Consider the following 9738-nt stretch of genomic DNA (forward strand, 5'->3'; position numbering starts at 1 on the left):
TGTAGCCCGGCGCTCGATTTGAGACAAATCGGCACTCGATTTGAGACACGCCGCCCCCTCCCGGCTGACCCGAGGGAGGGGGCGGCGTGCGGTGTTATGCTGGCTTCTTGATGAGTAGCTCCATCACCGGCTTTACTCCCGCTCCGCCGGCGATGGTGTACACGGTCGAGATCTCCTCGACCTTGGCTCTGCCGGCGTACAGTTCGAATCTCAGGCACGTCGTTGATCGATAGTACGAACCGCCCTTTGAGGCCGAGGAGGGCGTCGGCCAGTCGGGCGTGATCGGCCCGCCCGAACATGCCCTCGCCATAATAGTCCTCACACCCCCAGTACGGCGGGTCGAGATAAAACAGGGCGCCCGGCCGGTCGTAGCGACAAAGCAGCTCCGACCAGTCCATGCGCTCGATCACTACAGATGACAGGCGGTCGCGCACGGCTGTCAGGTGGGTCAACAGGCGATCAAGCGACAGACCCTTGCTGGCATTGCCTCGGGCCGGGAACGACCCGCTGGTGGGCTTGCCGCCATACCGCATCCGTTGCAAAACGAAGAACCGTGCCGCCCGCTGGATATCGGTCAGCGTATCGGGCGGTGTCGCCAGCAGGCGCTGGAACTCAGCGCGCGACACCAGGGACAATCGCAGCTCGTCCACCAAAGCGGCCGGGTGATGCTTGGCGACCCGAAACAAGGTCACCACGTCCAGGGACGCATCATTAATGACCTCGACTTTGGGGCGGCGTCGGCGCGCTAGAAACACCGATCCCATCCCCATAAACACCTCCACATAAAGATCATGCGGAACAGCATCAATCCTACGGCAGATCTCTGGCGCCAGCCGTCGCTTGCCGCCCACCCACGACACCAGGGATTTGAGAGGCGTCACATCTTGCATTGTCCATGTCCGATGGCGCTCGTGGGCGCTCGGGGGTGGGGCTCGCGGCCCTCAAGACGTGGTAGGCCCCACACCGGGGGCACTTGATTTCCAGGGCCGAGACACCCTCGGCCTTAGCCAGCAGGCGGCCGCACTGGCCGCACCGTATAGACTCCACTCCTGCGCTACTTTACAACAGCTCCGCCCCCTGGGGGGTGGCGGGACGGCCGGGTAACGGCCGGACTCGGTCGTGGGAGTGTTGACCTCCCGGCTCGGGGCGTTGCAGCGCCCCGGCCCCCGCCCTATTGCGGGGGAATAGCGTCACGGCGTCGGCGTCGGCCAGCCCCGGGCGTGTAGGTCACTCAGGATGACCAACAGGTCGGCGGGAGACGTGGCCGCCGCCGCGCGGGTCTTCCACCCGCGCCTGCGGGCCTCGATCGTGGCGTTGGCTTGGGCCCACGCCGCCGCCGTGGCCGCCACCAGGGCCGCCGTCTCGGCCAGAGAAGCGCCCGTCTCTACCGCCTCGGCCGATAGATAGGGATATTCCGCCGGGTCTGGGGCTGGGTCTGAGGCCAAGGCCGCCGCCTCGGCCGCCTTGGCCTGGTAGGTGCCCTCCTGCCCCGGGACATCCGTCACCCACCGCTGGCGGGCCTCGCCAGCCAGGATGTCGATCCTGGCGACCAGGTGTGTCGCGAAGCCGTCGGGCGGCCTGAAGCCATCCGCCTCCGTCCACCCCGGGCCGACCCATGGCCGGAGTGATTCCGGCACCTCGACCCAGGTCAGGCTCGGGTGATAGCGCCCGGCCGGGTCAAGGGGCGTAATCTCGGATACGAGGCCGTCAATGATTAGTGCCCACATATCACGTGTCCTCATAAGTAATTTGACGGGTAACTACGGGCGGCCCCGCCAATCCCGTTAACGCCATTGGGCGGCTCCCACATCAGGAGGACGATGCCTGGGACGCCGCTCTCACCCGGCCCGGTGTAGTGCGCCACACCTTGGGAACCACCGACCCCTTTAGCTCCGATGGTGATTTGGATCACTTCATGTGCGGTGGCGGGGATATCATTCCGGTACCGGCCCTCTGCCCCACCGCCACCGCCACCGCCGCGCCCCTCAATGTCGACACCATTGAGAAAGCAGCCGCCACCAATGCCACCACGGACATCTGGCCACAGGCCGGATGCGCCACCGACACCGGGATCCGCGTGCGAACAATCGCCGCCCTTCGTTCCGGCAACGCCTACGCCACCCGCGCCGTTCGCGCCACCTGCACCACCCTTATTTTCGTCCCGCAACGGCGCATTTTGGCCTCCATTGCCTGCACCGCCGCCTGCGCCCCCCATGGCTGACAAATACACCCCCACGCTAGTGACGCCTCCATCGGTGCCCCTCACTCCGGCACCGTAGCCGGCCCGGGTACCACCACCGCCGCCGCCCGTGCCGCCGCGCGCCATAGCCTTCAGCGATCCAACCATTTCTTGGAGAATCGTGAGCGTAGCAGAGGATGTAAAAATGCGTTCGAACGTTTCCCGACCGTTGAAAAAAGTAACTGGCGCACTCCACATCCCAGGACCAGAAATCAGCCCCTCATGTAGAGCCCGCAAATACAGTCGCGTGCGCGGCGCCAAGCTAGACCACACCGACGACGGTATTGTGATGCTCGTTCCCGATATTTTGCCGGAGTCGTAAAGCAACACGGAGAAATCTGGATGTGTCGATACCTGAAAACGGGACCCTGCGAACGTTTCTACGATCTCGCTTGAAAATGATCCCGTCGATACCGTCAGATTGTCCGTTGTCCTGACATAATACTCTTGCCGTGGCGATGTAATACTCGGAGCACGCACGCCTTGCGCCACGGTGACACGGACCCAGCCGGACCAATCCGACCACCCACCAAGCTCCCCCTTGTCTCGCACGCGAAGCAGGTAGCTCAGGCCAAGCGCCACGGCCGTACTTGGCACTGTGATAGCTGATACCCCGGTTGTGGTCTCACCGCTGTCCCACACGACCGCGCCAGGGCCGCCTTGCGCGGTAATCGCATAGACTACGAGCTGCGTCGATACATGCACGTCGTCCGTCAGGCGAGGCGTGAATGGGCCGAGCTGCACGGCAACCGCCGACTTTGCCACCATGGCGTTGTTATATGGCGACAGTATCGTGGGGGCGTTTGGGTTAAGCATGATGTCTTGGCCGTTACTGGCCAAGACGAAGCCCTCCTTGTCAGGCTCATAGGCCACCAGGACATCCTGTCCCGCGACCATATTGCCCGACACCGCAGCACCAATACTCGTCAGCACCGGCAGGCTGTCGGTGTCACCGTCCAGACGCACGGTCAGAGGGTCGGCCCCGGGGCCGGGGGGCACCCGGAAATACACCAACAGCGGTGCGGCCAGAGTGGTGACCGGCGGGTTGCAGGTCAGCGCCAAGGCATTACCGACGCTCGCCGCCGTGTCCACCTCGGCCCAGCGCGGGCCGGTGGCCGATGATACCGCGCCCTGGGCAAGGTCGCGGGCAGCCTGGGCCAGCGCGGCTTGGTCAGTGGCCACTTGAGCGCTGGCGGCGGCGGCATCCGACAGAGCGGTCAGATCGTCACGCACCGCGTCGGCGGTCACCGAGGCCGCCGCCAATGCGGCGTCGCGCGCGCCCTCAGCCCCTGCCTGCGCGGTCTGGGCCCCGTCGCGGGCGGCCTGGGCCAGCGCGGCCTGGGTCGTGGCCACCTGGGCCTGGGCCTCGGCGGTCTCGGCGGTGGCCAGCCCGGCCAGGTGCAAGGCCGCGTAGCGCGGTACACGGAGCGCGACGCCATCGACCACAACGTCCACCAATGCGCCAACCTTGAAATCGTCCGCAAAATCGTCGATCTCGAACGTCTGCCCACCAATCGTGACACCCGTCATCTCACGCGATCTCCTCAATAAATCGCAATCCGGCATTGGCCCAGTCGTGATGATCCAGCTCGATTGGCGACAACGCCCTCATCCGGCATAGCATCGACCGCCGGTGCCGGTGTACCGTCTCGGTCGGGTCGTAGCTGATGTATAGCTGGCCGCTCAGGCCGGTCGCGCCCACCAGGTCGTGCAGGCGCATGGCGTCGTCCTCGGGCAGGCCGGCGAGGTCCAGGTCCAGCGTGCGCCGCGCGGGCTGGCGGTCGGCGTCGCTCCCCCCGGATAGCAACGCCACCACCTTGGTGTCGTCCTCCCATGACAGCGCGCCGCCCCACTCCACCGGGATCGGCGTCTGCCAGCCCGACCCGGTAAATAGACGCGACAAGCGCACACACCCCTCGGCGTTGGTGGGATCGTCGATCAGCAGATGCTGGTAGCGCGCCAGCACCGCTTGCGGTGCCACGTCGTGCCAGGGGATGCGAGGATACCGCCGCAGGTCACGCAAGCTCAGGCGGCCATGGCCAAAGCTGGGGTGTGCGCGCGGCAACCGCCATGGGTTGTAAATCACCGGGTAGTAGTCCTGCCATCCACTGTCGTGCAGCACGTCGGCGCCGGCCGCGTCGGCCGTGATCAGGTGGCGGCACCGCCCCGACCGCGACACGGTGGACGAGACGATGACCATCACCCGCAGGTCGGTGGGCGAGCCGTAATCGATCGTCAGCCGCGTGGCCTCGGCTGACGCGTCCACGCTCTCGGCCACGCGCGCCAGGCGCCGGTCTTGCAGGTTGGCCAGGGGCCGCTCGACTCGCCACGCGCCGCCCGACAGGGTGGCGGGCGCGCTGTCGCCGCGATCGTCCAGCCGGTTGTCGTCCACGATCAGCAGGTGGCGTTGCGGGTCCAGGGCGTCGTAGAGGGCCATTGCTACCCCCACACCGTCAGGTCGGCGTCGGCGCGCCGCCGGCGCAGCGACGTCACCACCGCGTGGCCCAGCCCCAGGCGCGGCACGCCCGACAAGTCCACTACCTGCCCGACATCCACGCCCAGCACGGCCGCGCGGCGCACGGTCACGGTCCAGGCGCGCCGAGGCACCGCGTACAGCGCCGCCAGCCGGTCGCGCACCACGGCCGCGCCCGCCTCGGTCAACAGCGCGGTCTGGCGCTTCACGGTGCCGGCATGAGGCCATCTCGTGGTGATCGTCGGCCGGTCGAGCGCCAGCAAGCGCCACTCCCGCGACACCAGGTCGCGGTAGGCCAGCCGCGCCGCCGTGTCGGCCTCGGGCAGCTGCTCGGGCGCGACGGTGGTCCAGGCCCGCCGGTACTCGATCTCAAGCCGGCCCGCCGGCACCTCGGTGCCCGCCGCCTCCAGGCGAGGCGTGCCGATGATATCGTCGGCGTCGAGGGCAATCACCGGCGCCGCCAGCTCCGGCGGCGACAGCACGAAGGCATCAATCACCCCCGTCGGTGTGTCGATCCAATGCGCACTGGCTGCGGCCGTCAGGCCGTCCAGCACGTCGCCCACCGTGGCGGCGTCGGCCCCGGTCCACCACCCGGCCTCGCCCACGGCGTCGAGGCTTGCCCAGCCCGGGCCCACCTCGGCCTCCGTCAGCCCGCCCGGCCCGGTCAGCACCGCTGACGCCAGCGTGGGCAGCGTGGCCGGCGTGTGATAGCGCACCGTCAGGGTCAGGGTCGAGGCCGGCGCCGCCCCCAGGCGCACCAGCCCCAGCGCCGGCGCCTGGGCAAGCTGGCCGGTGGCGATCGATGCGCCCAGCAGCGCGGCCAGGGTCGGGTAGGCGCCCCCCGTCACCGTCAGCGCAGCCGCCCCGTCCCACGCCGACACGACCGACTGATACACGCCGACACTATATATATGGTCCTGTGTATTGGCCTCGACCGGGGTCAGGGCCTCCACCACCCCCCAGCCCGTCGGCCAGGGCTGCCCGGCCAGAGCCGACCCCCCCTCGGCGCCCTGGCCTCCGGCAAGGCTGGTCCCCAAAAAGGTGCGATCGATGACCTTGCGATCGCGCAGGGCGGCCAAGCGATCGCGTAAAATCAGGTCGGCGGTCTCCCACCCTACGTCGGCGCGATCCACGATCCCGGTCAGCACCGGCACAAAGGCGCTCGTCGGCGCGCCCGCTGGCCCCTCCAGCACCACCGCCTCGCGCCCCCAGGCCACGCCGCGCAGCCAGTCCCATTGCCCCCGCCGATTGCCCAGCGACACGGCCGTGTACCCCGAGGTCGCCGTCTCGTGATCCAGGCCCAGGGGCAGCGCGCGCGATACCTCGGGCAGCGCCTCCAGGTCCGGCAGCCAGTCCACCCGACCCTCGTCGGCGGCGGCCAGGTAGCCGTGCGTGGACAGGCGCACCACCACGTCGCCCCCCGCCTCGTCCACTCCGCGCACCAATACCCGCGTCTCGATCGCCGCCATCACCGCGTCCCCCGTGCCCGTGTCGCCAGCGCCTGCGCCCGCACGGCGGCGTCCAGGCGGTCGGCCAGACCCGCGATCTGCTCGGCCACCGCTTGGGCCCCGGCTCCGCCCGTGCGTCGGGTGGCCGAGGTGCCGTCGGCGATGGCGGCCTCGACCCGCTCCAGCCGGCCGATCACCTCGCGCAGCAACGGCGCCAGGAGGGCCTCGCGCTCGCCGCCCCCCGGCGCCGGGAAGGGCACCACCACCGGGTCGGGGGGTGCCACCACCCGCAAGGTGCCGGCGTTGGCGGCCTCGACCACCGGGGCGTAGGCACGGGCTGACGCCGCGTTGACCACGTACTCGCCGGCCGACAGGCTGGCCACCGTGGCGTCGTCGGTGCCGCCGCCAGGGCCGCCCACCCAGCCACCGGCCGCGTAGCCACCGATGTAACGCAGGTAGGCCGCCATCTTGCCCTGGCTCTCCGCCCAATTCAGGGCGGCGCCACCCCCCCAGTCGCCACCGTACCCCTGGTCGCGGAACCACGTCGCCACCTGCGCGTCGGTGCGGGTGCCTTGCATGCCACCCGAGCTGTAGGGGTTGCTCGTAAACCCACCGCTTGGCCCGTCAAACGTCCCGGCCCGGCTGGCCATCGCCTCGGCCAGCCCCCGCGTCGCGGCCGCCTGATCGGCCAGTTGGGTGGCCAGCGCCGCCGTGCCGGCGCTGATGGCGGTCGAGAGCTGCCCGGTCTGGGCCTGGATCGCAGCCACCTGGGCGTCGGCGGCGCTGGCCTGGGCGTCGGCCAGGTCGGCCATGTCGCCGGATACCTCTAGCGCCCATCGGTAATCGGCGCCGTAGGCCTCGCTGCTCTGGTTGTAGCCCCGCGAAGCCGCCAAGAAGGTCCGCAGGGCGTCGCCCACGGCCTCGGCCGCCGCCAGCCGCGCGTCCTCGGGGCCGTCGGCCAGCGCCCGCGCGGCGGCCACGTTGGCCTCCAGTTGCGCGCGGGCCTCGTCGTACCGGCCGCGTGTCGAGAGTGGCGAGAGCGTGTCGTCCAGCGCCAGGTCCTGGGGCAGGGCCCGCAAGGACTCGGCCACCGACCGCCAGCGCCCGGCCACGTCGGTCAGGGCCTGCGCCTCGTCCTCCAGGGTGCTCACACGGTCGGCCTCGGCCGTCTCGACCTCCGCCGCCGCCACCGCCATCCGGTACCAGACATCCACCAGACCGGTATCGGTGCCCAGGGCCTGGGCCGCTGCCCAGCGCTCGGCCCGCTCGTCCGCCAGCGCGCGCAGGCGGGGCGTCAGCGCGTCGCCCGCCAAGCCGGCCATGTCGTCGGTTAACCCGGTGGACCACGAGGCTTGCAGCCGCCCAAACGCCCCCCTGAACCACTCGCCCAACTGGGCCATCGCGGTGTCGGGCGCGCCCGCGTCCACCAGGGCTTGCTGACGCTCGGCGTAGGTCCGGCGCAGCTCGGCCACCTGCTGGCCCACCGGGTCGGTGGCCGACCGCGTCTCGTCGTTGGCCGCCTGAAGGGTGTCGGCGATCGTCTGACGCGAGGCCGCCGCCGCCTCCGCCTGCGCCTCGGCCGCCTCGCGCGCCGCCGTTGCCGCTGCCTCGGCGTCGGCCGCCGCCTGCGCCGCCGCCGCGCTGGCCTCCACCGCCTGCGCGTGCCGGGCCCACGCCTCGGCCGCCGTGCCCGCGTCCACGCCCAGCGCCACCAGGGCGGCCGACAAGTCGCCGGCACTGGCCTTGAGGGTGGCCACGGCCGCTTGCGTGTCGTCCAGCGCCACGGGCACCGGCTCCAGACCCGCCACCACCCGCACCAGGGCATCGGTGGTCAGGCCGGCAAGGCCGCTCATCTCCAGCCCCAGCGTGTCGGCCACTTGCAAGGCCGCGCGCCGCCGCGCCAGATCCGCGTCCGCCCCCGTGCCGCCCACGGCGCCCAGGTCGCCCAGGGTCTCGGCGTACCCACTCACGGCTGATCGCAGCGCCGGCCCCAGGGCATCGGTCAGGGCGTCGATATCGTCCACCAGCCCGCCCGAAACCCCGGCCCGCAGGGTCTCCAGGCTGGCCGCCAACCCCCGCGTCGCGGCGCTCGCGTCGCCCCCAAACCGCGCCACGACGATGCCCAGGTTGGCATATTCAGCCCGCAGGGTCTGGGCCTGGGCTTGCAGATCACTCAGGCCCGCCGCCGCGTGATTGCTGGCCGCCAGGGTCTCCAGCGCCTGGCGCGCCCCGGCCACGGCCAGGTCCAGCTCGCCGGCGTCGTCCGCCTCGGCCATCACGGCGGCGATGCTGTCGCCGTACTCGGTCATCGTCTGCGAGGCCGCCGCCCAGGCCTGATCCGCCTCGCCCAGCCACGGCGACAGCGCGGCGACGCGCGCCCGCCAGCCGTCCGTCTTGGCCGCCACCTCGGCCAGGGCCTCAACCAGCCCCCGGGCCAGGGCGTCGGCGGTCTCGGGCGCCGTGCCCGCCACCTCGGTCAAGGCGGCGCTGGCCGCGCGCAGGGTCTCGGCTGCCTCGCCGCCGTCGTGCTCGACCGCCGCCAGCGCCTCGGCCACGGCGGTGGCGGTGGCGCCGGGCGTGGCCCCGGCGCCGGAAGCCGCCTCGGCCGCCGCCTGCGCCACGCCCGCCTGGGCGGCGCTGGCCCGCGCGGCCGTGGCCCCCACGCCCGACAGGTCGGCGTTGGCGATGCCGTAGCCGATCGCACGGCCAGCCAGCCCCCCCACCACGCCGCCCACCGCGCCGCCAGCGGTGCCCAGCACCGATTGGGTATCGACCTCGCCTCGCACCAGATCATAAGCCAGCGAGGCCACGGCCGCCGCCGCCGGTCCGGCCAGCAGCCCGGCGCCCAGGGTCAGCACACCCCCCAACAGGTCCGACTCGCCAAACCCGCCCGGGCGACCGGACCCGACGAAGTCGCTCAGATACGCGCCCACCCGGTCAAATAGGCCGGGATCGACCTCCCGGAACGACAATGACGCCTGGTTAACATCCTTGCCGAACTGCCCCAGCGCCTCGACCGCCCGTCGGTCGGCGATCTGCAAATCCACCAACCGGTCTTGCCACGACCGGCTCTCCGATCCTCCGCCCCCCAGGTCGTCGCGCCCGCCCCATCCCCCGCCGAAATTATCGTCGCCTGACCCGGACAGACCGATCGTATCGCTGTCGGCGTCGCTGTCGGCGTCGTTGTCGTTGGCCGACCCGCCGTCGCTCCCCCCGCTGTCCGACGAGTCGCCCGATCCGCCCCGCTCACCGCCCCCGCCAAACCGCAGTTGCGGCAAGCCGGTGACGGGGTTCAGGCGGCCCGACGCGCCCAGGCGCACCAAAAAGTCGATCTCGCCCTGGGTGATATGGGCCAGCCGGTCGTCCTCGGGGTACAGGGTGCGCCCGCGCAGCCACGCCGTGGCCGCCCGAGCCAGGGCGGGGTCGTCGTTGTCGTTGATCGCGCGCACCAGGTCCCGGTGCCGCGCCGTCGCGGCGGCGTTGACCACGTACTCGCCGGCTGACAGCCGCGCCACCACCCGATCCTCGCGGGGCCCCCCGGGACCGGCAACAGGGCCACCGTCGGCAAATAGCCCGCC

7 protein-coding genes are annotated in these 9738 nt (G+C 70.9%); all 7 read right to left on the reverse strand.

The annotated features are described in order from the left end of the window. A partial coding sequence (locus tag ROR02_RS15110) for a DNA adenine methylase (protein ID WP_246135582.1) occupies window positions 1-890 on the reverse strand: 890 nt, incomplete at its 3' end. Beyond that, a complete protein-coding gene (locus ROR02_RS17600) occupies window positions 811-1047 on the reverse strand; it encodes a Com family DNA-binding transcriptional regulator (protein ID WP_147164877.1) in 237 nt (78 codons plus the stop codon). The genes ROR02_RS15110 and ROR02_RS17600, both read right to left, overlap by 80 nt. A 143-nt stretch (window positions 1048-1190) precedes the next feature. After that, on the reverse strand, window positions 1191-1727 hold the full coding sequence (locus ROR02_RS15120; protein WP_147164878.1) for a hypothetical protein: 537 nt from the start codon (window positions 1725-1727) through the stop codon (window positions 1191-1193). An 11-nt stretch (window positions 1728-1738) separates the two neighbouring features. Next, a complete protein-coding gene (locus ROR02_RS15125; protein WP_147164879.1) occupies window positions 1739-3769 on the reverse strand; it encodes a hypothetical protein in 2031 nt (676 codons plus the stop codon). Window position 3770: 1 nt separating this feature from the next. Continuing rightward, on the reverse strand, window positions 3771-4676 hold the full coding sequence (locus ROR02_RS15130) for a hypothetical protein (RefSeq protein WP_147164880.1): 906 nt from the start codon (window positions 4674-4676) through the stop codon (window positions 3771-3773). Between the two features lie 2 nt (window positions 4677-4678). After that, window positions 4679-6181: a hypothetical protein gene (locus tag ROR02_RS15135; RefSeq protein ID WP_147164881.1), complete on the reverse strand. Its 1503-nt coding sequence runs from the start codon at window positions 6179-6181 to the stop codon at window positions 4679-4681. Then, complete coding sequence (locus ROR02_RS16685; RefSeq protein ID WP_170245146.1) at window positions 6181-9675, reverse strand: hypothetical protein; 3495 nt, start codon at window positions 9673-9675, stop codon at window positions 6181-6183. The genes ROR02_RS15135 and ROR02_RS16685 overlap by 1 nt, the downstream gene beginning before the upstream one ends. Between the last annotated feature and the right edge of the window lie 63 nt (window positions 9676-9738).

The organism is Pararhodospirillum oryzae (assembly GCF_007992075.1).
GTDB classification, from domain to species: Bacteria; Pseudomonadota; Alphaproteobacteria; order Rhodospirillales; family Rhodospirillaceae; genus Pararhodospirillum; species Pararhodospirillum oryzae.

Coding starts and splice junctions, on each gene's coding strand:
- ROR02_RS15135 (WP_147164881.1), bottom strand. CDS start 6,181: ATGGCGGCGATCGAGACGCGGGTATTGGTGCGCGGAGTGGACGAGGCG.
- ROR02_RS15120 (WP_147164878.1), bottom strand. CDS start 1,727: ATGTGGGCACTAATCATTGACGGCCTCGTATCCGAGATTACGCCCCTT.
- ROR02_RS15130 (WP_147164880.1), bottom strand. CDS start 4,676: ATGGCCCTCTACGACGCCCTGGACCCGCAACGCCACCTGCTGATCGTG.
- ROR02_RS15125 (WP_147164879.1), bottom strand. CDS start 3,769: ATGACGGGTGTCACGATTGGTGGGCAGACGTTCGAGATCGACGATTTT.